General features: G+C 64.2%; 20 protein-coding genes. 13 read left to right on the top strand and 7 right to left on the bottom strand.

The annotated features are described in order from the left end of the window. Nucleotides 1-50: 50 nt before the first annotated feature. Genes pdhA through ACSVIE_RS04145 form a run of 4 tightly spaced genes read left to right on the top strand, consistent with a single transcriptional unit; the run spans nt 51 to nt 4,587 of the window. Nucleotides 51-1,238 carry a pyruvate dehydrogenase (acetyl-transferring) E1 component subunit alpha gene (gene pdhA, locus ACSVIE_RS04160; RefSeq protein WP_442423091.1) on the top strand — a complete coding sequence of 396 codons (1,188 nt, stop codon included), beginning with the start codon at nt 51-53 and terminating at the stop codon, nt 1,236-1,238. Beyond that, complete coding sequence (locus ACSVIE_RS04155) at nt 1,238-2,218, top strand: alpha-ketoacid dehydrogenase subunit beta (RefSeq protein WP_426004687.1); 981 nt, start codon at nt 1,238-1,240, stop codon at nt 2,216-2,218. The genes pdhA and ACSVIE_RS04155 overlap by 1 nt, the downstream gene beginning before the upstream one ends. A gap of 52 nt (nt 2,219-2,270) precedes the next feature. Continuing rightward, nucleotides 2,271-3,950 (top strand): 2-oxo acid dehydrogenase subunit E2, encoded by a 1,680-nt coding sequence (locus tag ACSVIE_RS04150; RefSeq protein ID WP_426004686.1) that lies wholly within the window; start codon nt 2,271-2,273, stop codon nt 3,948-3,950. A 22-nt stretch (nt 3,951-3,972) separates the two neighbouring features. Continuing rightward, the gene (locus ACSVIE_RS04145; protein ID WP_426007617.1) at nt 3,973-4,587 is read left to right on the top strand and encodes a phosphatase PAP2 family protein; all 615 of its coding nucleotides are present in this window, start codon (nt 3,973-3,975) and stop codon (nt 4,585-4,587) included. A 43-nt stretch (nt 4,588-4,630) separates the two neighbouring features. Here the strand turns inward: ACSVIE_RS04145 and ACSVIE_RS04140 are convergent, their stop codons facing one another. From ACSVIE_RS04140 to ACSVIE_RS04130, 3 genes are all read right to left on the bottom strand, one after another. Continuing rightward, nucleotides 4,631-4,969 (bottom strand): hypothetical protein, encoded by a 339-nt coding sequence (locus ACSVIE_RS04140; protein WP_426004685.1) that lies wholly within the window; start codon nt 4,967-4,969, stop codon nt 4,631-4,633. Nucleotides 4,970-5,116: 147 nt separating this feature from the next. Beyond that, nucleotides 5,117-5,545, bottom strand: coding sequence for a universal stress protein (locus ACSVIE_RS04135; protein WP_426004684.1), 429 nt, complete (start codon nt 5,543-5,545; stop codon nt 5,117-5,119). Beyond that, a complete protein-coding gene (locus ACSVIE_RS04130; RefSeq protein WP_442423090.1) occupies nt 5,542-6,849 on the bottom strand; it encodes an aminotransferase-like domain-containing protein in 1,308 nt (435 codons plus the stop codon). Before ACSVIE_RS04130 ends, ACSVIE_RS04135 begins: the two co-directional genes overlap by 4 nt. Before the next feature lie 96 nt (nt 6,850-6,945). On the opposite strand from ACSVIE_RS04130, the gene ACSVIE_RS04125 reads away from it, so the two are divergent. The 3 genes from ACSVIE_RS04125 (at nt 6,946) to ACSVIE_RS04115 (ending at nt 9,551) form a co-directional block, all read left to right on the top strand. Beyond that, complete coding sequence (locus ACSVIE_RS04125; protein ID WP_426004681.1) at nt 6,946-7,794, top strand: isocitrate lyase/PEP mutase family protein; 849 nt, start codon at nt 6,946-6,948, stop codon at nt 7,792-7,794. Between the two features lie 145 nt (nt 7,795-7,939). Beyond that, a complete protein-coding gene (locus ACSVIE_RS04120) occupies nt 7,940-9,031 on the top strand; it encodes a hypothetical protein (RefSeq protein ID WP_426004680.1) in 1,092 nt (363 codons plus the stop codon). Then, complete coding sequence (locus ACSVIE_RS04115; RefSeq protein WP_426004678.1) at nt 9,012-9,551, top strand: hypothetical protein; 540 nt, start codon at nt 9,012-9,014, stop codon at nt 9,549-9,551. The genes ACSVIE_RS04120 and ACSVIE_RS04115 overlap by 20 nt, the downstream gene beginning before the upstream one ends. A gap of 17 nt (nt 9,552-9,568) precedes the next feature. Here the strand turns inward: ACSVIE_RS04115 and ACSVIE_RS04110 are convergent, their stop codons facing one another. Together ACSVIE_RS04110 and ACSVIE_RS04105 are read right to left on the bottom strand one after the other, a co-directional pair. After that, nucleotides 9,569-10,471 (bottom strand): GerMN domain-containing protein, encoded by a 903-nt coding sequence (locus ACSVIE_RS04110; protein WP_426004677.1) that lies wholly within the window; start codon nt 10,469-10,471, stop codon nt 9,569-9,571. A gap of 179 nt (nt 10,472-10,650) precedes the next feature. After that, nucleotides 10,651-11,214 (bottom strand): NAD(P)H-dependent oxidoreductase, encoded by a 564-nt coding sequence (locus tag ACSVIE_RS04105; protein WP_442423089.1) that lies wholly within the window; start codon nt 11,212-11,214, stop codon nt 10,651-10,653. A gap of 84 nt (nt 11,215-11,298) precedes the next feature. Between ACSVIE_RS04105 and ACSVIE_RS04100 the strand changes: the two genes are divergently transcribed. From ACSVIE_RS04100 to ACSVIE_RS04075, 6 genes are all read left to right on the top strand, one after another. Then, on the top strand, nt 11,299-11,907 hold the full coding sequence (locus ACSVIE_RS04100) for a TetR/AcrR family transcriptional regulator (RefSeq protein WP_426004674.1): 609 nt from the start codon (nt 11,299-11,301) through the stop codon (nt 11,905-11,907). 303 nt (nt 11,908-12,210) lie between these two features. Next, on the top strand, nt 12,211-13,194 hold the full coding sequence (locus ACSVIE_RS04095; RefSeq protein ID WP_426004673.1) for an ABC transporter permease: 984 nt from the start codon (nt 12,211-12,213) through the stop codon (nt 13,192-13,194). Continuing rightward, nucleotides 13,194-14,156 carry an ABC transporter permease gene (locus tag ACSVIE_RS04090; protein WP_442423088.1) on the top strand — a complete coding sequence of 321 codons (963 nt, stop codon included), beginning with the start codon at nt 13,194-13,196 and terminating at the stop codon, nt 14,154-14,156. Before ACSVIE_RS04095 ends, ACSVIE_RS04090 begins: the two co-directional genes overlap by 1 nt. Continuing rightward, nucleotides 14,153-16,336: a dipeptide ABC transporter ATP-binding protein gene (locus ACSVIE_RS04085; RefSeq protein ID WP_442423087.1), complete on the top strand. Its 2,184-nt coding sequence runs from the start codon at nt 14,153-14,155 to the stop codon at nt 16,334-16,336. The genes ACSVIE_RS04090 and ACSVIE_RS04085 overlap by 4 nt, the downstream gene beginning before the upstream one ends. Before the next feature lie 69 nt (nt 16,337-16,405). Continuing rightward, complete coding sequence (locus ACSVIE_RS04080) at nt 16,406-18,133, top strand: ABC transporter substrate-binding protein (protein ID WP_442423086.1); 1,728 nt, start codon at nt 16,406-16,408, stop codon at nt 18,131-18,133. A 241-nt stretch (nt 18,134-18,374) separates the two neighbouring features. Beyond that, nucleotides 18,375-19,433, top strand: a complete 1,059-nt coding sequence (locus ACSVIE_RS04075; RefSeq protein ID WP_442423085.1) for a Gfo/Idh/MocA family protein — start codon at nt 18,375-18,377, stop codon at nt 19,431-19,433. On the opposite strand, the gene ACSVIE_RS04070 is transcribed toward ACSVIE_RS04075, so the two are convergent. Together ACSVIE_RS04070 and ACSVIE_RS04065 are read right to left on the bottom strand one after the other, a co-directional pair. Beyond that, nucleotides 19,422-19,937 carry a hypothetical protein gene (locus tag ACSVIE_RS04070; RefSeq protein WP_442423084.1) on the bottom strand — a complete coding sequence of 172 codons (516 nt, stop codon included), beginning with the start codon at nt 19,935-19,937 and terminating at the stop codon, nt 19,422-19,424. The genes ACSVIE_RS04075 and ACSVIE_RS04070 overlap by 12 nt on opposite strands. A 44-nt stretch (nt 19,938-19,981) precedes the next feature. Next, entirely contained in the window at nt 19,982-21,262 is a 1,281-nt protein-coding gene (locus ACSVIE_RS04065; protein WP_442423083.1) for a hypothetical protein, read from the bottom strand. Nucleotides 21,263-21,475 lie beyond the last annotated feature (213 nt).

Raw genomic sequence — 21,475 nt, 5'->3', positions numbered from 1 at the left:
CCCAGCGACAGACATTGCACGGCATCCGCCGCGGCAAGCAAGGAGACGGAATGGGCTCGACACAACTGCCCCCTGGGGCCTATGACACTCTGGCGGCTACCTCAGCAGCGGTAGCTGCGTCCGGGGAATCCGTGGAGATGGTCCAGTTGCTCGGCCCCGACGGGACGCTGGGCAGCGACCCCGTGTTCTCCGACTACGCCAAGCGGATCGACCCTGAGAAGCTGCGGACCTTCTACGCTGACATGGCGCGGATCCGTCGCTTCGACCAGGAAGCCACTGCCCTGCAGCGGCAGGGTGAGCTGGCGCTCTGGGTACCCCTGACCGGCCAGGAAGCCGCACAGATTGGTTCCGGGCACGCGAGCCAGGCGCAGGACTACATCTTCCCCACCTACCGAGAGCACGGCGTCGCGTTGGTACGGAACGTGGACCTCGCGGAACTGCTGCGCCAGTTCCGGGGCATCTCCAACGGCGGATGGGATCCCCGCCAGAACAACTTCCACCTGTACACGCTGGTGCTTGCGGCCCAGACACTCCACGCGGTCGGGTACGCCATGGGGATCCAGCGTGACCAGAAAATGGCCCGGGACTCCACCGATCCCAAGGCGGCTGTCATCGCCTACTTCGGTGACGGCGCCAGTTCGGAGGGCGATGTCCATGAGTCCATGGTCTTCGCAGCCTCCTACGACGCCCCGGTGGTGTTCTTCTGCCAGAACAACCACTGGGCCATCTCTGTGCCCACTGAAGTACAGACGAAGGTGCCGCTGGCCAATCGTGCCAAAGGCTACGGTTTCCCCGGAATCCGGGTGGACGGCAACGATGTCATCGCCGTCCACGCCGTTACCGAGTGGGCGCTGGAGCATGCCCGCGAGGGTCGGGGCCCGGTCCTCATCGAGGCTTACACTTACCGGCTCGGGGCGCATACCACCGCCGACGACCCCACCAAGTACCGCGAATCGGCCGAGGAAGCCGCATGGCGTGCAAAGGACCCCCTGGATCGCCTTGAGAAGTACCTCCGGTCCGAGGGCCTCGCGGACGAGGCGTTCTTCGAGCAGGTCAAGGTGGACGGCGACGAGCTCGCGAAGTACGTCCGCGAAACCACGCATGGCCTCGAAGTGCCGGACATCCGGGACGCATTTGCCAATGTCTACGCCGAGCAGCACCCCCTGATCGCCGAAGAACTAGCGTGGTTCGAGGAATATTCCGCAGGATTTGAAGGCGAAGAGGAGGCATCCAACTGATGGCAACCATGACCATAGCCAAGGCCATCAACGAGGGCCTTCGCGCGTCACTGAAGAACAACCCCAAGTCGCTGCTCATGGGTGAGGACATCGGCCACCTTGGAGGTGTTTACCGGGTTACTGACGGCCTCATCAAGGAGTTCGGCGAAGACCGCGTGGTGGACAGCCCCCTGGCTGAGTCCGGCATTGTCGGTACCGCCATTGGCCTGGCCTTGCGGGGCTACTCGCCCGTCTGCGAGATCCAGTTCGACGGATTCGTGTTCCCGTCGTTCAACCAAATCACCACACAGCTCGCCAAGATCCATGCCCGCAGCCACGGCCAACTGACGGTACCCGTGGTCATCCGTATCCCGTACGGCGGCGGCATCGGTTCCGTGGAGCACCACTCGGAGTCGCCGGAAGCATTGTTCGCCCACACGGCCGGCCTCCGTATCATTTCGCCTTCCAATGCCCACGATGCCTACTGGATGATCCAGAAAGCCGTCGAGTGCACGGACCCGGTGATCTTCTTCGAACCCAAGCGCAGGTACTGGCTCAAGGGTGAGGTGGATGTGGAGAACGCGGGACTCTCCGAAGATCCTTTCAAGGCCCACGTGATCCGTCAGGGGACAGATGCAACCATCGTGGCCTACGGCCCGCTGGTTCCCGTCGCACTGGCTGCGGCCAACGCCGCCGCTGAAGACGGACGAAGCATCGAGGTCATTGACCTCCGTTCGATTTCGCCGCTGGACTTCGACACCGTGGAAGCCTCCGTCAAAAAGACCGGACGGCTGATCGTCGCCCATGAGGCTCCCACGTTCGGTGGTATCGGCGGCGAGATCGCTGCCCGTATCGGTGAGAGGGCCTTCCTGCACCTGGAAGCCCCGGTGATCCGCGTCGGTGGCTTCCATATGCCATACCCCGTGGCGAAGGTCGAGGAAGATTACTTGCCGGACATCGACAAGATCCTCGAAGCCCTCGACCGCTCCCTGGCCTACTAACCCGCCCTGATCCAGCCCGCTACTGCAGGGCGCACGGAAACCGAGGACCACTGTGACTGTAAAGAAATTCAACCTTCCGGACGTTGGCGAAGGCCTGACCGAAGCCGAGGTCGTGGCTTGGAAGGTCAAGCCCGGCGACACGGTCGCGATCAATGATGTCCTGTGCGAGATTGAGACGGCCAAGTCCCTCGTCGAGCTGCCTTCTCCGTTTGCGGGCACGGTAACCGAGTTGCTGGTTGAAGAAGGCATCACTGTGGAAGTGGGCACGCCCATCGTGGCGGTCTCCGATAACCAGCCAGGTGACTCCCCGGCGGTCGCCCCGGACAACACGGCCCAGCAGGCGCCAGCTGCCGACGCCGAGGAAAGCTTCACGCCGATCCACGGCACTTTGTCCGCTGACGACTCCGCGGCGCCGACCTACGGCAAGCTTCCCGCCGACTCAGGGGATGCCCTCGCCGGCGGACCCTTGGTGGGCTCCGGTCCAAAGGCCGACGCCGTGAAGCGCCGCCCGCGCAAACGTCCGGTTGCGTCGCCGGTCGCCCCGGTTCATGTCGACGAAAACGCTGAAGGGACAGTCCAGGACAACCAGGCTGTCCTCGAAGCCGAAGCAGCCCGGACGCCGGCGCCTCACCGACCGCACGGAACTCCCGCCGTCGTCCGTCCTGCGGCCCCGGCCGCTGCGACCCCCGCCGGTGCGACGGCCCCGGAAGGTGCGGCCACGGGGACAGCCCCGGCCAGGGTGACGGCCCCGGAAGGTGCCGCCACGGTAACCGCTCCCGTTCCCCCCGCCTCCAGGGGCGCTGCCATCAGCGGCACCATCAGCGGCCTGGTCAACAAGGTTTTGGCCAAGCCCCCGGTACGCAAGTTTGCCCGGGACCTGGGAATCGACCTGGCAGACGTCGTGGCTACCGGTGAACGTGGGGAAGTGACCCGCGAGGACCTGGTCAGCTACCAGGCGCAGCGCGACGCCGAACTGGACAAGGCAGACACCTTCTGGGGAGCTTCCAAGAAGCCGCAGGAGCAACGGATCGAGCGTGTGCCGGTCAAGGGCGTGCGGAAAGCGACGGCCAAAGCCATGGTCGATTCGGCGTTCACTGCACCGCACGTGAGCATCTTCGTGGACGTCGATGCCAGCCGCACCATGGAGTTCGTCAAGCGCCTCAAGGCCTCCCGTGATTTCGAAGGCATCAAGGTCTCCCCGCTGCTCATTCTGGCCAAAGCCGTGATTTGGGCGGCCGCCCGCAACCCCAGCGTTAACGCAACCTGGGTAGAGGACGCGGACGGCAAGGGTGGCGCAGAGATCCAGATCAAGCACTTCATGAACCTTGGGATAGCGGCCGCTACCCCGCGCGGGCTCATGGTTCCCAACATCAAGGACGCGCAGGACCTCTCGCTCAAAGAGCTTGCACTTGCCCTGAATGAGCTGGCTACCAAGGCCAGGGCCGGCAAAACCCAGCCGGCGGAGATGCAGGGCGGGAGCCTGACCATCACCAACATCGGTGCCCTGGGCATCGATACCGGGACGCCGATCATCAACCCCGGCGAGGTGGCCATCATTGCGTTTGGCACCATCAAGCAGAAGCCCTGGGTCCTTGACGGAGAGGTCATTCCGCGGTGGATCACCACGCTGGGCGGCTCTTTTGACCACCGGGTAGTGGACGGGGACCTGTCAGCCCGCTTCATGGCGGATGTCGCCGCGATTCTCGAAGAACCGGCGCTGTTGCTTGATTGATCCGCAGACGGCACCCCGGCCCCTGGCCGCACCACAGCTTCTCACCGGGCCGTGGCGCACCTTCGCCCGCGGGCTGACGGAGGTTTTTCAGCCTCCGGTGGTGGTGACGCTGCTGCTGCTGATCAGCCCCGCCATCGAGCCGGGTTTCCCGGGAACCGCCTGGTTTGGGGCGTTGGCTGCCTTCTTTACCTGCGTGCTGCCCTTGGGTTATGTGCTGGTGCTGGTCAAGCTGGGTCGGATTACTGACCACCATGTCAGCGACAGGCGCCAACGGACGCCGTTGCTCCTTTTGTCCCTGGTCTCTGTTCTGGCCGGACTGGCCGTGCTCCAGTGGCTGCATGGACCCGCCAGTGTATCGGTCATGATCATTGCCTTGATCGGCGGAATAGCGGTCCTGGCAGTCGTCAGCGCCTTTTGGAAGATGAGCGGCCACGGGTCTGCCATCTCCGCCGCTGCCGTCATTGTGGTCCTGATGTTCGGACCGGCGTGGAGTCCGGTGCTGCTGCTCATCCCGGCCGTTGGCTGGTCCCGCGTGGTGTTGCGGGCCCATACCCTGGGGCAGGTCATCGCGGGATCGCTGTTCGGTGGGGGCGTCATCGCCGGGCTGTGGTGGCTGCTGCGCGGCTGGATGGTGTGATCGTGCGGGCTACTGGAAAGCCAGGCTGCGGCTGCCAGCCCGCCTAGAAGGCCGGGTAGTTGACCAGCAGCGCCTGGAGTTCCGACGTGGACATGTGGTTGGCCATCTCCACGCTGATGCCCATGGCCACGGCAGCCACGGTGAGCATGCCCACCAAGGCTACGGAGAGGAAACGCCAGTCCTTGCGGAAGATGCTGCCCATGGTTTCGGGCATTTCCAGGCTGGGGGAGATCGTGTTGGGGGCGCTGTCCCAGGAGCCGTCATCCAGCAATGCGATCACACGGTCGTTGCCGCGATCCAAACGCATGGTGCTGATGTTGTTGCCGTGGCGGGCAAGCAGGATGTCGTGTCCGACGCGCTGGCGCGGCTGCAGAGTAAGCAAGAAAGATCCCCTGGAAGTTGAGGTGGGTGGAGGTGGCTCACGCCGTTGGGGGCATCTCAATTTTATAACGGTTCAGTTTCTCCACTTGCTCTGAAGACGCAAAAAGCCGGGTGAGTCTCCCCACCCGGCTGCGTGATTCAGCTCGCTTTACGGCTGATCGGTCTTGGCGATGTACACGTCGCAAGGAGCAGTATGGGCCACGGTATTGGCGACGCTGCCAAGGACCCTGCCCAGACCCTGCATGCGGCGGTTTCCCACCACAATGAGTTTCGCGTCCAGCATCTCCGCTTCCTTGACCAACGCCTCACCGGGCTTTCCGCGTGCGGCAGAGAAGGTGACGTTCAGGCGCTCGTCGGTCAGTTGTTCGGCGACAGCCTTTGCCACGGCCTCAGCCTCCGCGGCATCGGAGACGATCCATTTGTCCGTGCCGATTTCCACGACTTCGGTCCGGTTGCTGTCGAAGGCGCTGACCACGCGCAAGGTGGCGCCAAGTCCGATGGCCAGTTGCTGGGCTGCCCTCGCAGCCCTGAGTGCCGTTTCGCTGCCGTCTACTCCTACGATCACGACGTCGGTCATGATGCTGCTCCTTTGGTGGTGGCTTGGATGGCCTCTGCCAAAACAGGGGCCAGGCGGCGGACGCCTTCGGCAATCGTATCCGGAGGCACGGCGCTGAAGGCCAGCCTGAGCTTGTTGGACGGGCCGTCCGCGGGCGTGAACGCCGCCCCGGGGATGAAGACCACGCCGTCGTCGATGGCTTTGCCCAGCAACGGGTACGTATCCACCCCCTGCGGAAGGGTGACCCACACGAAGAAGCCCCCGTCGGGCCGGGTCCAGGTGACCCCGTCGGGCATGTATTCGTCGAGGGCCTTCAGCAACGCCCGGCACCGTTCTGCGTACAGTCCGCGGTAGGTTTCGATCTGGCCTTGCCAGTCGTAATCGCGGAGGTATGCCGAGATGAGCATCTGGTTCAGTGGCGGCGGACACAGCGTCACCGATTCGGAGGCCAGGTAGAACCGGCGCTGCAGATGTGCGGGAACCAGCGCCCAACCAATCCTCAGGCCCGGTGCGAAAATCTTGGAGAAGGAGCCAAGGTAGATGACGTCGTCAGGGTTGGCAGCGCGCATGGGGGCGATGGGATGGCCGTCGAACCTCAAGAGCCCGTAGGGATTGTCTTCGAGGACCAGAATATTCGCAGTGCGGCATATATCGACGATCTGCTGACGGCGTTCCTGCGCCAGCGTGATGCCTGACGGGTTGTTGAAATTGGGGATCGTGTAAAGGAACTTGATGCTTTTGCCTGCTGCCTGGAGCGCCGCGATCCTGGCCTCAAGGACCTCAGGTACCAGACCGTCGTCGTCCATATCGATTGGCTCCACCTCCACCTGGTAGGCCTCGAACGTGTTCAAGGCACCCACGTAAGTGGGGTTTTCCACCAGGACGACGTCCCCCGGGTTGCAGAAGACTTTGGTGGCGACATCCTGTGCTGACTGCGAACCGGCCGTGACCACGATGTTCTCCGGCGTCGCGTCGTTGATGCCTTCGGCGGCCATGATCCGGCAGATCTGCCGGCGCAACTCCTCGGTGCCCTGTCCGCCGCCGTACTGAAGCGCGGTCATGCCTTCTTCGGAGATGATCCGGGCGGCAGTCTGTCCCAGTTTCTCCAGAGGCAGGGACTGCAGGTAGGGATTTCCGCCGGCAAGGGACACGAGTCCGGGCTGCATGGAGATGTCAAAGACATCGCGTACCGCGGATTGTTTGATGTTCGCGGCCCGCGCTGAAAACAGTTCTTCATGCGGGTGCGCGGCTGTGGCGGCACGTTCGATGGCGTCGATGGCTTCAGCGGGCAGCGTGGTGCCGGCATCCAGTGTTTCGTGGGTCACAGTGACAGGATACCCCCGCTGGTTGCCAATAAGGCAACATCTGTTTCCAGACATTGGTGACTTTACGCCGATTGCGCCACGGGCTGGAATGTACCTATGACACCGCACAGAGCATTAGCAGCCAAAGCCGAACTGTTCACCAAGCTCCACGACGCGGGGCCCACGCCGCTGGTGCTCGTGAATGTTTGGGACGCGGCCTCCGCGCGAGTGGTCCAGGAGGCGGGGGCGACGGCGATCGCGACCTCAAGCTCGGCGGTTTCCTGGAGCCTGGGCTTCCGGGACGGAGACCATGTTCCCTGGGGTTTGGCCATGGCTGCGTTGGGCCGGATCGTCGGTGCCACCAAGCTCCCGGTTACCGCGGACATCGAGACCGGTTACGGCCGTACCGACGACGAACTGCGGGCTACGGTCCATGCGGTCCTGGACGCAGGGGCCGTGGGAATCAACATTGAGGACTCCGCCGAGGAGCCACTGACGGACGTGGCCGAACAATCACGCCGCATCGCCCTGATCCGGGCCGCGGCCGACGAACGCGGCGTCCCACTCTTCATCAATGCCAGGACGGACACATACCTCTCCGGCCACTACCCCGAAACAGCCTACGAGGAGACGCTGCTCCGCGCAGGGTCGTACCTCACCGCTGGTGCCAGCGGCATTTTCGTCCCCGGCGTCGTGGACCTGCACGTCCTCCACGAGCTGTGCAGCCACATCCAGGCTCCCGTGAACGCCCTGGCGGGAGTGGGGGCGCCGTCGCCCCTGGAACTGCACGACGCCGGAGTCCGCAGGGTCAGTATCGGTGGCAACACGGCGAAGGCTGCTTACGCCAAGGTCGCGAAGGTGGCCCACGAGATTCTGGGGGACGGCAACTGGTCCGGCCTTGCCGGAACACGCAGCCACGACGAGATGGACGCCTTGTTCGCGCACGGTCCCAAGTACTCGCTGTAACTGCCGCCACGCAAAGTACGACGGCGGCACCTGGCTTTATTGTCGGACCCCGCCGATAGCTTGGGATCAATCAGGCAGAAGGCCCGCAGGCCGGAGTCCCGCAGGCGCGGGAAGGCGACGGAACAGGGCAAGGAAGGGTGGCAGTATGGCCAGGCGCAGCGTCCAGTTCTGGCGCATCGACCAGCTCAACGGCTTCCCCCTCACCCGGCCGTTTCCTGCCCGCCGTGTGGCAGAGGTCCTGGCGAACGCCCGGCAGGCCGGAACGGACAGGCACTTCACCTGCGCTGACGGAACGGTCCTGCTGGCCCAGACTGCAGCCATGTCTCCGGCTCCGGTGCTTGTGCTGGACCGGGTCCGGTATTCCAACCTGCCCAGCGTCGGTGATGCCCTGGGCAGGCGGAAACCCTTGCCATTGGCGCCGGGGGACCACCTGCTGGAAACCACGTACTTCGCCTTCCTGAAGCGCAATGTCATGGCGGTGCTGACCAGCGGCAACGGCCCCAGGCCACCGCGGCTCGCTGAATACCTGGACGGAATGCTGGGACTGGACTTCGGCTTGCTTCCGGTGGTCAGGGAGGATGTGGAGGAGATCCTGGCCCGGCTCGAGGTGAGCCGCTTCGAGTTCGCCCTGCCCGCCGAGCGGCTGACGGGGAAGCTGATGGAGGGTGAGTGGGCCGATGTCCTCGACAGCGCATCACGCCTAATGACGGAAGGGACCTTCCGGCTTTCCCTCAGTGTGGGCCGCTCAGGCACCACGGAGGACAAGCAACGCATCCGGGAACGGATCCAGCGGCTGATCGACCTGTTCCGCAGGTCCGGCTCCGTGGAGCACTTCGATTACGTGGTTGCCGAGGGCAGGGACTCCGTCAATGGAGACCGTGAAATCGTTGATCTCCTCAAGGAGCGGTTTGTCTCGCACGTGGAGGTCGAGTCCGATGTCCTCAACGATCCCGCCAAGTCCACTGCCCAGGCCATCGCCATCCTCAATCGTCAGGCCAAGGACAACGAGGCCTTCTTGGCCAGGACGCTCCCGGAGGTCAGGGGCTCGGCGGAACCGGGGCTCGTCCCGGACCTGGTAGCCGGCGGAATGGCCGCTGCCCGGGAGCTGGCGGCGCGGGAGGAACAGGCGGCGCGGGAGGTGGCCGCGCGGGAGGAGCAGCCCGGAACGCCGGTCTCCGTCGGAGCTGATTCTGCGGGAACACAAGGTGGTGCGGGTCATGAGCTTGTACGAGGTTGATATCCAACGCAGCGGCCGCCGCCGAACACTCTGGCGGTGGTTCCTGTTGCATCCCAAAGCGGACTATGTCTGGGCGCTTCTGCTGGTCCTGGTGTGGTTGGGCCTGGCGGTGCTTGCACAGCGTCCTTTGATGCTGGAGAACGTCGGTACGGACGCCCGGCGCACCCTCTTCCAGACGCTCGCCACGCTGGCAGGTGCTACTGCGGGCCTGACCCTCACGAGCGTGTCCATGCTGATCAACGTTCTGGGCAAGAAAGCCGCTCCCGGACAGCAGGAACTTCCGCTGGAAAGGCTGACCGCCACGCATCGCCGGCAGATAGGCGAGGTCTTTCTGTTCGCCATTCCCGGGTTGGGGCTTCTTCTGGTTGCCGCCCTCACCACCGTGGTTCTGGAAGGTGACCACGCCACCGGCCTGTGGATTCCGGAAGCAGTGGTTTTCGTCATGGCTTTCGCGTCTGCTTTTGCTGTCCTTCGTATCGCCTGGGCATTGCGCCGTGTTCTGGCCATCGCCACTGCCTGATCACGGGGAGGCGGACCTCACCCCACACCAAGCACATCCGCCAGCGTCCGGCCGTTGATGTAGATCTCTGCCCTGGACGCGCCGCTCGCCGACACCACGGTGTGCGTCAGTTGGGCTTCGATCCGCGGAATGTCGCACACACCGCCGGGTTGCAGCGAGCCGCCAAGATTGACCACTACCGTTGACCCGCTGACGTAGCCGGAGAGGAAACGCAGCGACGATCCGGCCAGGGAGTCGTAGAGTCCGGCATCGCTGTCCACGGGCATGCCGGCGTCCAGCAGGCGGCTGAGGGCTACGGTCAGGGGGTCGCCGGGGATCGCCGCGCCGCGCACAGGCACGAGGCTGTCATTGCAACCGAACCGGACGCCCCGGGCGCCGCCGTCGTCCACCGCCACGTAGTAGACAGCCGGTCCCAGGTCGATCGCGTCGGGTGGCAGGGCCGCAGCCCTGGCGGCTGCTGCAGCATCGGACGGCGAAAGTGCTGTGGCGGTTGGCTTCGGTGAAGGCACGACGCCGGTACCTGGCGCCGGCGGGCTGGCCGCCCCGGGCGGGCTGGCCGACCCGGGCGGACTTGTGGGTTCGGACGAACCCGCGGAACCGGATGATCCGGCAGAACCTGAAGAGCCTGAACCCGTCGCAGGTGTATCAGTGGACGGGCTTCCGGGCGCCGGGGGCGCGGTGGTGGGAGATCCACCGGCAGCAGTGGGAGGCAACACCGGACCGTCATCAACGGAAGTGTCGCTGGATGGGGCTGCGCCCGACGCGCCGGGTGGCGTAGCCACTGCTGCGGAGGCCGGAGTGCCGGAAGCGGCCGGGCTCATCGAACCTTCGGGGGCCGTGCAGCCAGCCACCCACAAAGCCACCATGAGGCAGGCAGCCGCGATCGCCGTCGTACTTTCCGATCCCCGCCCGGCACGCATGACAGCCCCACGCTCCTGTCCGTCCACCCGTAGTTCAACGTTAGGCCGATGCCGGCGGCAGGAACATGCCGCTTCGGTGACGGTTAGGACAAGACTTGGTCACGCCGCGAGCGGACACGGCAGCGCCCCCGATCCGCAAGGGGCAAGCAAGCAGAACGGGGGCGCTGGGGGTGCAACGGCTAGGCTGCGGCTTCTTCCTGAACGGCCGTCAGGGGCTCGAAGATGCCCTTGATCTGCTCAACGACCTCTGCGTCGTCCTTCGGGTGCAGTTCAGCGAAGCGGACCATGGAACCGGGAACGGCCAGCTTGACGTCCTCCAGGACCTTGGCGCCGGCAATGCCAACGGCCTTGCGGGCTTCGTCCTGCGCCCAGACTCCGCCGTACTGGCCAAAGGCGGTTCCGACGACGGCGGTCGGCTTGCCTGCCAGGGCGCCGGCGCCGAAGGGGCGGGACAGCCAGTCGATGGCGTTCTTGAGGGAGGCGGGCACGGTGCCGTTGTGCTCGGGGGTGACCAGGAGGATGGTGTCTGCCTTGGAAGCGGCGTCGCGGAGGGCTGCGGCCTCGGCGGGGATCCGGCCCTCCACGTCGATGTCCTCGTTGTAGAACGGGATGTTGCCCAAGGACTCGTGGATCTGGACTTCGACGCCTTCAGGGGCGTTGAGCTGGATGGCTTCAGCCAGCTTCTTGTTGTGGGAATCGGCGCGGAGGCTGCCGACGAGGGTGAGGACGGTGCTGCTGGACATGATGTCTCCTTTGGAAGTTGGGGCCTTCACCGATACTAAACGGACTGCGGTCCGCTTTCTATTCCCGGGTCTAGAATATTTCTTGTGAGCTCGATCCCACTCCAGCCGGAAGTGCCCTTCGGGCCGCCGCACGAGCGCAGTGATGCTGCCCGGAACCGTGAGCGGCTGCTATGTGCTGCCCGGGAGCTGGTGGAGGAGTTCGGCGCAGAAGCACTCACCATGGATGCGCTGGCCTGCAAGGCCAAGGTGGGCAAGGGGACCGTGTTCCGGCGTTTCGGCAGCCGTGCGGGGCTGATGATGACACTGCTGAGCGACTCCGAATCCGAGTTCCAGCGTGGCTTCATGTTTGGGCCGCCGCCCCTGGGCCCCGGTGCGCCTCCAGCGGACCGGTTGGTGGCCTTCGGGGAAGGCCGGATCTACTTCGTCCTGGAGTACGGCGACCTGTGGAAGGCGGCGGGCGCTTCTACGCGGAACCGTTTTGAGGTGCCGGCCACGCTTCTGGCGCATCGACATATCGAGGTCCTGCTGCGCGAAGCCGGCATCGCGGATCCTTGGGTGATGGCGATGACGCTGATTTCCGCACTGGACCCCGAACGGATCGTGAACGACGTCCGGGTGCACGGCGTCTCACCCACCCGGCTTACTGATTCCTGGCGCGACCTCGTCAGCAGGCTGTTGGGCAGCGTCCGCTAGCTTGCCCGGTTGTTGCGGCGGTGACCTGCGCGCCTAAGTAGCTCCGGCGTCGTAAATATGACGCAGTCTGCACATAACAATCTGGCTGCAGGCGTGAAACTGGACTCGTTGAAGCAAAACGTGAAGCAGTTATTGTGGTAGTTTCCTCTTGAATGTGACCCATGCCATACCAGGCCGGTGATCACTGAAGGGGTTTGGGGGTACAAGTTCCCCTGCGCCAATTCGTTGCTGACACCGGCCACAGCCGGGAACCGCGGAAGGACGACCATTGAGCTTTGCCAAGATCGAGGGCAGCCGCCCGACATGCTGAAATACCTTGCAAAGCGATCGGGCATCTACCTGATCATGATCTTCCTGACCACCAGTGCGGGCTACTTCCTGGCCGTAACTTCCCTCAAGCCGGCATTGCTGGAGCAGGAAAAGATTCCCCGGCCAACACCTGAACAGGTGGCAGCGTCCTTCCGGGGACTCGGACTGGACCCTGAAAAGAATGCCTGGGAGCGGTACGTCGAATGGCTCGGCGGCATCATCACCCGCTGGGACTGGGGCCGCAGCCCCAACGGCGCGTACGTCAACGCCGAATTCGCCGACCGCGTGATGGTCTCAACGCGGCTGTTCATAGCCTCGATCATCCTGACCCTGATCATCGGCGTGGCCTTGGGCGTGTACTCAGCTGCGCGCCAGTACAAGTACCAGGACCGTGTCATCACGTCCTACAGCTACCTGGTCCACATCCTTCCCGCCCCCATCGCCTACTTCCTGGTTCAGTTGGGCGCCATCAGCATCAATGAGACGGTCGGCGAACGGATCTTCTTCGTCACCGGAATTTCGACGCCGGGAATCGACCCGGGCTGGCCGGCTTTCGTCGACCTTGTGGCCCACTACGCCGTGCCCACCTTCGCGATGACCATCTTCGGTTGGGCGGGCTACCAGATCGCCCAACGGCAATACCTCCTGGACAACGTGAACGCGGACTTCGTCCGCACAGCCCGCGCCAAGGGCCTGACGCGCAACCAGGCCATCCGGCGCCACGCACTCAGGGTCTCCTTCATCCCCGTTGCGCAGAGCATAGCCTTCACCATTCCAGCGATCTTCACGGGCGGCTTCTTCGCCGAAGCGATTTTCGCCTGGCCCGGCATCGGGCTGTGGAGCATCCAGGCAATCGGGCTCCAGGACGTCAACGTCGCCACAGCCACGCTGGCCTATGGTTCGGTGATCTTCGCCATCGGTGCCATCCTGGCCGACTTCGCCACCACGCTGGTTGATCCGCGAGTGAGGGTCCAGTAATGACCAACATCATCGATCCCATCGCCGAAATCGACGAGTCACGTGTCTCGGACCAGGACGTCGTGATCGGGAAGTCCCGCATCATCTTCCGGCGCTTCATGCGCAACAAGACCGCCGTCGCCGGACTCATCATCTTCCTGGCGCTGTTTCTCTTCTCCCTCTTCGGCGGCTTCCTGACGCCGTGGGACAAAGACACCATCGACCCCCTCAACATCGGCATGGGACCGTCCCCCGAGCATTTCTTTGGCACCACGCAGGCCGGGATCGACCTCTTCTCGCTGATCGTCGAGGGCACCCGCATTTCGATCTTCATCGGCCTGATCGTGGGTGGCATTTCGGTCCTCATCTCCGCCGTGTACGGCTGCACCATGGCGTTCTTCGGCGGCAAGGTGGATGCCACCATGCTGTTCATCCTCGAGGCCCTCATCATGATGCCGGCCATCCTGGTGGTGGCCGTGGCAACCAGCGGCGGCGGGGGACTCAAGGACCTGCCCAGCTGGCTTCTGCTGATCATCGTGCTGCTGTTCTTCAGCTGGATGGGCACGGCCCGCCTGGTGCGCTCGCTGTCCATGTCCCTCATGCAGCGCGACTACGTCAAAGCCGCAAAGTACATGGGCGTCCCGTCCCGCAGGATCGTGTGGCGGCACCTCGTACCGAACATCGGTTCCTTGCTGGTCCTCGACTTCACGCGCGGCATCACCGGCGCGGTCCTGGCCGAGGTGGCATTCTCCTTCATCGGTATAGGCATCAAGCTCCCCGACGTGAGCCTGGGTGTCCTGATCGGCCAGGCCACCGGCCAGGTGTCCTCGTTCCCGTGGATGTTCTGGGTTCCGCTGATTGTCATGTTCCTCCTGACCGGCTCACTGGCCATGATGAACGACGGCCTCCGTGACGCCTTCGACCCCAGCTCCAGTTCCATTGGCCGCGCAAAGTCAAAGACCGCAAAGAAGACCAGCAAATGAGCACCAACATCTCCCAGTCGGCCAGCTCCCCGGCACCAGCCGAGCGACTCCGCGACGCAGGGCTCTACGCCCCGGGCGACGCCGTCCTGAGCGTCCGCGACCTCAACGTCCGTTTCAACTCCGAAAACGGCGTGGTCCACGCTGTCCGCGGCGTCGATTTCGACCTCATGCCCGGAAAAACCCTGGGCATCGTCGGTGAATCCGGTTCCGGCAAGTCCGTCACGTCCATGGCCATCATGGGCCTGCTCCCGGAAACCGCAGACATCACCGGCTCGGTGCGCTTCAAAGGCAAGGAACTCCTGGGCCTCAGCGACAAAGCCATGTGCAAGCACCGCGGCAACGATATCGCGATGGTGTTCCAGGACCCGCTGTCCTCCCTGACCCCCGTGTACACCATCGGGAACCAGATCACGGAGGCGCTCACGGTGCACAACCCCACCATGAGCAAACAAGCCAAAGAAGCCCGCGCCGTCGAACTTTTGCGGATGGTTGGCATCCCGAGCCCGAAGGACCGGCTCAAAGCCTTCCCGCACGAATTTTCCGGCGGCATGCGCCAGCGCGTCATGATCGCCATTGCGATCGCCAACGATCCTCGGGTGCTGATCGCCGATGAACCCACGACGGCGTTGGACGTCACCATCCAGGCGCAGGTGCTGGAAGTCCTGCACACGGCGCAGGAGGAAACCGGTGCTGCGGTAGTCATGATTACGCACGACCTCGGCGTCGTGGCGGGCATGGCCGACGACATCATGGTCATGTACGCGGGCAAGCCTGTGGAAACCGGGACTGTGGAGGACATCTATTACAGCCCCCGCATGCCGTACACGCTGGGACTGTTGGGAGCGGTTCCCCGGGTGGATACGTCCACCAAGCAGTCGCTGGTTCCGATCGAGGGAACGCCGCCCAACCTCACCCTGCCTGTGACCGGCTGCTCCTTTGCGCCGCGGTGTCCGTTGGCCAGCCAGGAGTGCCTCGATGGTGAGCCCACACTCTGGCCGGTTACCGCTCCGGACGGCTCCGCCGTCGCCGGTCATCACGCCGCATGCATTAAGTCGGACAAACTGTCCGGCGACGCTGACGCGCACGAGATCTTCCACGCGCCGCCCCAGCCGGTGTCAAAGTTCGACGGCGTCACCCGCCTTGAGCGCCGGAAGGTCCTGGAACTCAAGGACGTCAAGAAGCACTTCCCGCTCCTCAAGGGGGCCCTCATCAAGCGGAGGATCGGCACGGTCAAGGCCGTGGACGGGCTGAGCTTCGACATCCGCGAGGGCGAGTGCCTGTCGATCGTAGGCGAGTCCGGTTGCGGCAAGACCACCACCCTGCTGGAAATCATGGAGTTCCACCCGGACCAGGTGGGTGAAGTGGTGATCGGCGGGGTCAGCAACAAAGCTGCCACGGACAACAAGACAAAGCTGGCCATGCGCAAGGAAATGCAGATGGTCTTCCAGGACCCAACGGGTGCCCTGGACCCGCGGTTCACGGTGTACGAGGTCCTTGCCGAGCCGCTGGAGAACCTGGGCATGCCCAAGGCGGCCATCCGGAAGCGCATCATGGAGCTTATGCGGCTGGTGGGCCTTCAGCCTGACCACGTCAACCGCTTCCCCAACCAGTTCTCCGGCGGCCAGCGGCAACGCATCGGCATCGCCCGGGCGCTTGCCGTCAACCCCAAGCTCGTAGTGCTGGACGAACCCGTTTCCGCCTTGGACGTCTCCGTCCAGGCAGGAGTCATCAACCTCCTGGACCAGCTCCGCGCCGAACTCGGGCTGAGCTACCTGATGGTGGCCCACGACCTCTCCGTGGTTCGTCACATTTCCGACCGTGTAGCGGTCATGTACCTGGGCAAGATCGTGGAAACCGGACATGTCGATGACGTGTTCGATAACCCCCGCCACCCCTACACCAGGGCGCTGCTGTCCGCGATCCCCGTGCCGGATCCCCGCCTTGAGCGGACGCGGGAACGCATCATCCTTCAGGGAGACCTTCCGAGCCCGTTGGATGCTCCCAAAGGCTGTAACTTCGCGACTCGTTGCCCTGTCTTCGCCGCGCTTCCCCCTGCCAAGCAGGAGAAGTGCCTTAATCTGGAGCCGCCCCTGGCTTCGGAAGCGGATCAGCGTCAGGAATTTGCATGCTTCTTCCCTGACGGAGAGATTGATGCCGACATGCTGGTGGTGCATGCCTGACGACACATGACTCAACTGAACCCTGTATTCAACTCGCAAAATCCTGTCGTAAAAAATGAAGGGTAAACCATGAAGAAGTACACGACGATTGGCGGCGTAGCAGTTGCAGCTGCACTGATGCTGACCGCTTGCGGCGGGGGAACGCCGTCGGGTCCTGCCTCCCAGAAGGCAGAAGAAAGTGGCGGCGACATCAGCAAGCTGATCAGCGTCAACGCCAAGGAAGCAAAAGACTTGGAGCAGGGCGGCACTGTCACCCTGGCTGTGGGCAGCATCGGCCCGGACTTCAATGGTTTCTCCAATGTGGGCAACAGCGCCGACACCTCGGCCCTGATGACCCCGGTTAACGTCGCCTCCATCAACAGTGGCGGAATCGGCGGCTGCTGGAAGCTCGACTTCGACGGCAAGGCCGAGCCGAACAAGGACTTCTGCGAAGAGGTCAAGAGCGAAGTCAAGGATGGCAAGCAGACCATCACCATCAAGGTGAACGACAAGGCGTCCTGGAACGACGGAACGCCGATCGACGTCAAGACGTTCGAGAACACCTGGAACATGCTCAAGGGCGAGGATACGTCCATCGATATCGTTTCCGCAGGTGCTTACGCGTTCGTTGATTCGGTCAAGGCCGGCGCCAATGACAAGGAAGTCATCGTCACCACCACCCAGCCGGTTTTCCCGCTGGAAGGCCTGTTCTTTGGCCTGATCCACCCCGCAGTGAACACCCCGGATATCTTCAACAAGGGCTTCGCGGGTGACATGCACCCCGAATGGATGGCTGGTCCGTTCAAGATCGACAACTACGACACCACCGCCAAGACGGTCACCATGGTTCCCAACGACAAGTGGTGGGGCCAGAAGCCGGTTCTGGAAAAGATCGTGTGGCGGCAGATGGAGCCCAGCGCAACGATCGCCGCGTTCAAGAACGGCGAAATTGATGCAGCCAACGGCCGCACCCTGGGCCGCTACAAGCAGCTCGAAGGCACCAAGGACGCCGACATCCGGCGTGGCCAGCGCCTGTTCGCCGGTGGCCTGAACCTGAACGCCAAGCGCCCGGCCCTGACCGACGTGGCCGTGCGCAAGGCGATCTTCACCGCCGTCGACCGCAAAGCCATCCGCGATGTCCGCTTCAACGGTCTGAACTGGTCCGAAGAGAGCTCGGGCTCAATGATGCTCATGCCGTTCTCCGAGTACTACCAGGACAACTACCCCGTCAAGGAATCGGGCGCCGAGGCAGCCAAGAAGGTCCTGACCGACGCCGGCTACACCGCCAATGACAAGGGCATCATGGCCAAGGACGGCGTTCCGGTTGCCTTCAAGATCACCAACTTCGGTGACGATCCCACCACGGCTGCCACCTCCCAGACCCTGCAGAAGCAGCTCCAGGCCGCCGGCATGGACGTGTCCATCGACCAGCGCGGTGACGCCGACTTCGGCAAGGTTGTTGGTACCCGCGACTTCGATGTGACCATTTCCGGCTACACCGTGGGTCCGGACGCCACGGACGCGGTCAAGCAGTACTACGACTCCGCAACCAACGAGAACGGCCTGGGCGACGCTGAGCTCGACGCCGAAATCAAGCGCCTGGCAACCATCGCCGATGACGCTGAGCGCAACAAGGCCGCCATGGAGGTCGAGAAGAAGCACATGGAGAAGTACTTCTCCATGGGTACCGTCCTGAACGGTCCGGAAATCCAGTTCGTCCGGACCGGCCTGGCCAACTACGGGCCGTCGCTGTTCAAGAGCCTGTCCAACGTTCCTGACTGGACCACCATCGGTTGGGAAAAGGGCGCCAAGAAGTAACGCCCGCAGCCTGATTCAAAGAAGGCCGGGACTCCCCGCGACCCATGGTTGATGCCAAGGTCCGCGGCAGGAGCCCCGGCCTTCCCCTTCCCGATCCTCTATCACCAAAACATCCCTTTCGCCCGATCCTCTCTCACCAAAACACCCCTTTCGCCCGATCCTCTATCGCTTTCCTCAGGGGAGTGAGAGAGCATCGGGGCAGAAGGGGCGTTAGGTGAGAGAGCATCGGTAGCCTAGGCACATGACTTCCTCGAGGATCCGTACTGCCGTTGCGGGCTTTGGTCTGTCCGGCAGCGTCTTCCATGCGCCGTTCATCGCCGCCAACCCTGCCTATGATCTGGCCATCATCGCCACGTCGGACCCCGACCGGCAGGCCAAGGCCGCGGCCACCTACCCCCAGGCAACGATCGTCAACACCCCGCAGGACATCCTGGCCCACGCGGACCAGCTTGACCTGGTGGTCCTTGGCACACCGCCCGCAACCCACTACCCGCTTGCGAAAGCGGCGCTGGAAGCCGGGCTCGACGTCGTCGTCGATAAGCCTTTCGTGGTCCACAGTGCGGACGGCGGGGAACTGATCGAACTCGCCGCGCGGCTTGGCCGCGTGCTCACCGTGTACCAAAACCGCCGCTGGGACGGTGACGCCCTCACCGTGAAGAAATTGCTCGACGCCGGGGCGCTGGGTACCGTGACCCGGTTCGAGTCCGGCATGGAACGGTGGGCGCCGGACATCGCCAAAGCATGGAAAGCCGGTGCCGCGGTGGACGACGGCGGTGGCGTCCTTTTCGATCTGGGCTCGCATGTGCTGGACCTTGCCCTCCGGTTCTTCGGGCCGGCGCAGGTCACGTACGCGGAGATCGCTGCCCGCCGACCCCAGGAACGCGCAGATGACGATGTCTTCATCGCCCTCAGCCATGACTCCGGCGTGGTGAGCCACGTGCGCCTGAACCTCACCAGCCATCTCCACGGACCCCGGTTCCGGGTGCTGGGCACCCACGGCGGCTTCGTGAAGTATGGCGTGGACCCGCAGGAGCCGTTTGTCCTGGGAGGTGGGCTGCCCACGGATCCGCAGTACGGCGTCGAGCCTTCCGAAAACCATGGCACTCTGGAAGCCGACGGGCGCCGCAGAACTGTTCCCACAGAACGCGGCGCCTACCCGGAGTTCTACCGTCTCCTCGCGGAAAAAATCAACGACGGCGGTACAGCCTCCGCGCTTCCGGCACCGGTGGATCCGGCGGACTCAGTGGCGGTGCTCCGGCTCATCGAGGAGGCAAGGGCCAAGGCTTCGTCAGCGGGCTGAGGGCCCGTGCCCCACCGCTGTTTGCGAGGGTGCGGCGCTAACCTCTGCGCTGGCCACCAACGAATAGATGGCCTTTTTGTGGTCGTCTTCCTGGAGGCGGCAGCTACCCGTGAGTTGAACGACGTCGGCGGCAACGCCTTGGTCCACCACTGTGACCGCTGTGAACTGCGTCAGGGATCCGGCCTCCGGATGTGTGTACCGGGCTTCCCGCACATGCCACTGACGGCCATTGATCACGGCTGGTTCAGTACCGAGCAGAACAGCATCCGGCAAGGTGGCCATGAAGGCATCCACCGAGGCAGCAATGTCCTGCAGCTGATAGCCGGGGGTGCGCCGGGACACGGAGATCACCACGTTCGCCGTGTACTCGCCGTCGATGACCGGGCCCTTCAGCGCACCGAGGGCGTCCGGGACCACATCCGGCGTCCACTCTGCAGGGGGAGTGAGGGAGATGGCGGGGTAGGCAGGGAACGTAGCGGACGGAAACACTTGCTGCGAGGTCATGGGGCCCTTTCGGCAGATTTTCGTGGAATGGGTGGCCGGTATGTCTACTTGGTGATGAAGTCCGCGAAGCCGCTCACGGATTCCATGAATCCTGAGGGGCTGATGGTGATTTCGGCGCCGGCGCCCAGGCCGATTTCAGCCGTGATCTTGGCCCCAACTCCGAGGGTGAAACCGTCCTCGTCCAAGGATGCAGTGAAGTTGTAGCCCTCACCCGCGCCGACAGCCGCAGTGGCTGACGTGGCGAGGCGCTGGCCCAGGACTTCAACATACTGGGATTGCGTCAGCTCGGCTCCGGCCCCCGCACTGGATGCTCCGCCCGTGACCTTGTCCGACTTGTCCACGCTCAGTTCGCCTTGTCCGGCACTGGCCCACGCGCCGCCGCGGAGCTCGGTGCCCTGGCCGGTGGTGAACAGGCCGCCGGCGAACTCGGTCTCTTGGGTGAGCGTGACCTTCTGGCCCGCGAAGGCCTCGCCGCCGGGGGAGAACAGGAAGCCGCTGCCCACGGCGTGTGCTTCTGCCTCGGCGCCGGTCATGAAACGGGCGGTGCTGGTGCTGTTGACCCAGCCATCGAAGAAGTCGCTCTTGGCTGTGGTGATGTTCTCGACGCCGACAAAGGCTTCGCCAGTGGCCTGAAACTCCGGCAAACCAAATCCGAAGGGGACGCTGGCATCTAGTCCGCCGTCGGCCCGTGCACCAATGAAGGTCTCGTTGGTGATGGACGAGCTGACCGGACCGTTTTCGCTGGTTGCGGTGAAGACTGCCCGACCCCCGGCTGACACCTCGCCCGTCGCCTCAACGTCTATGCCATGCGGACCCACGGAGCCGTTGACCTGCCCGGTGCCTTCCACGCCCACCGAGCCGTAACCCTCCACCGTGACCGGCCCGTAGGTCCGGGGGCCGGTGGTGAATCCGGGGAGCCCGCCGGAGCCGGACCCGCCGGAGCCGGACCCGCCCGCGCCGGAGCCGGACCCGCCCGCGCCGGAGCCGCCGGAACCGGACCCGCCCGCGCCGGAGCCGGAGCCGGACCCGCCCGCGCCGCCAGGACCCGCAGATCCCACCGATGCCTGCTCCTGCTGGTCAGCATTGAGCCGCAGAGTACGGGCATTCGTCTTCAGACACAGCGCGGCAGCCGCGAGGCGCGCGTGGAGGTCGCTGCGCCAGAGGCTGCGGAAGCGCTCGGCGTCGTTGCCCTTCCAATAGTGTCCGTTGTCGATCAGCGAGCCCAGCTGGCGCTGGAGCGTGGTGATCTTCTCCGCCTCGGAGTCCATCAGCTTGGACAACCGCCGCAGATCCGCGACGTCGGCGCCGACCAATCCCTGCCCCATGACGCATCCCCCTGCGCTAGTCGTGTCATGCCTGGCCGCAAGATGCTGCCTGGCTAAAAGTATGACCTGAGCTTAGCCGTCGGCGCGGCACAGCGGCGATGGGCAGAACTTCCCTTGTGGATGCAGGCGCGGAAAAAGTTTCAGCCCATGCGTAACCTCTGCACGGAAAGAAACGATGTAAGGGGAGTACGGGCCACGTCCGTACACTGATCA

Origin of the sequence: Paenarthrobacter sp. NCHU4564 (assembly GCF_052156435.1) — a bacterium.
GTDB lineage: Bacteria > Actinomycetota > Actinomycetes > Actinomycetales > Micrococcaceae > Arthrobacter.
This window is presented reverse-complemented; position numbering and strand designations above follow the sequence as displayed.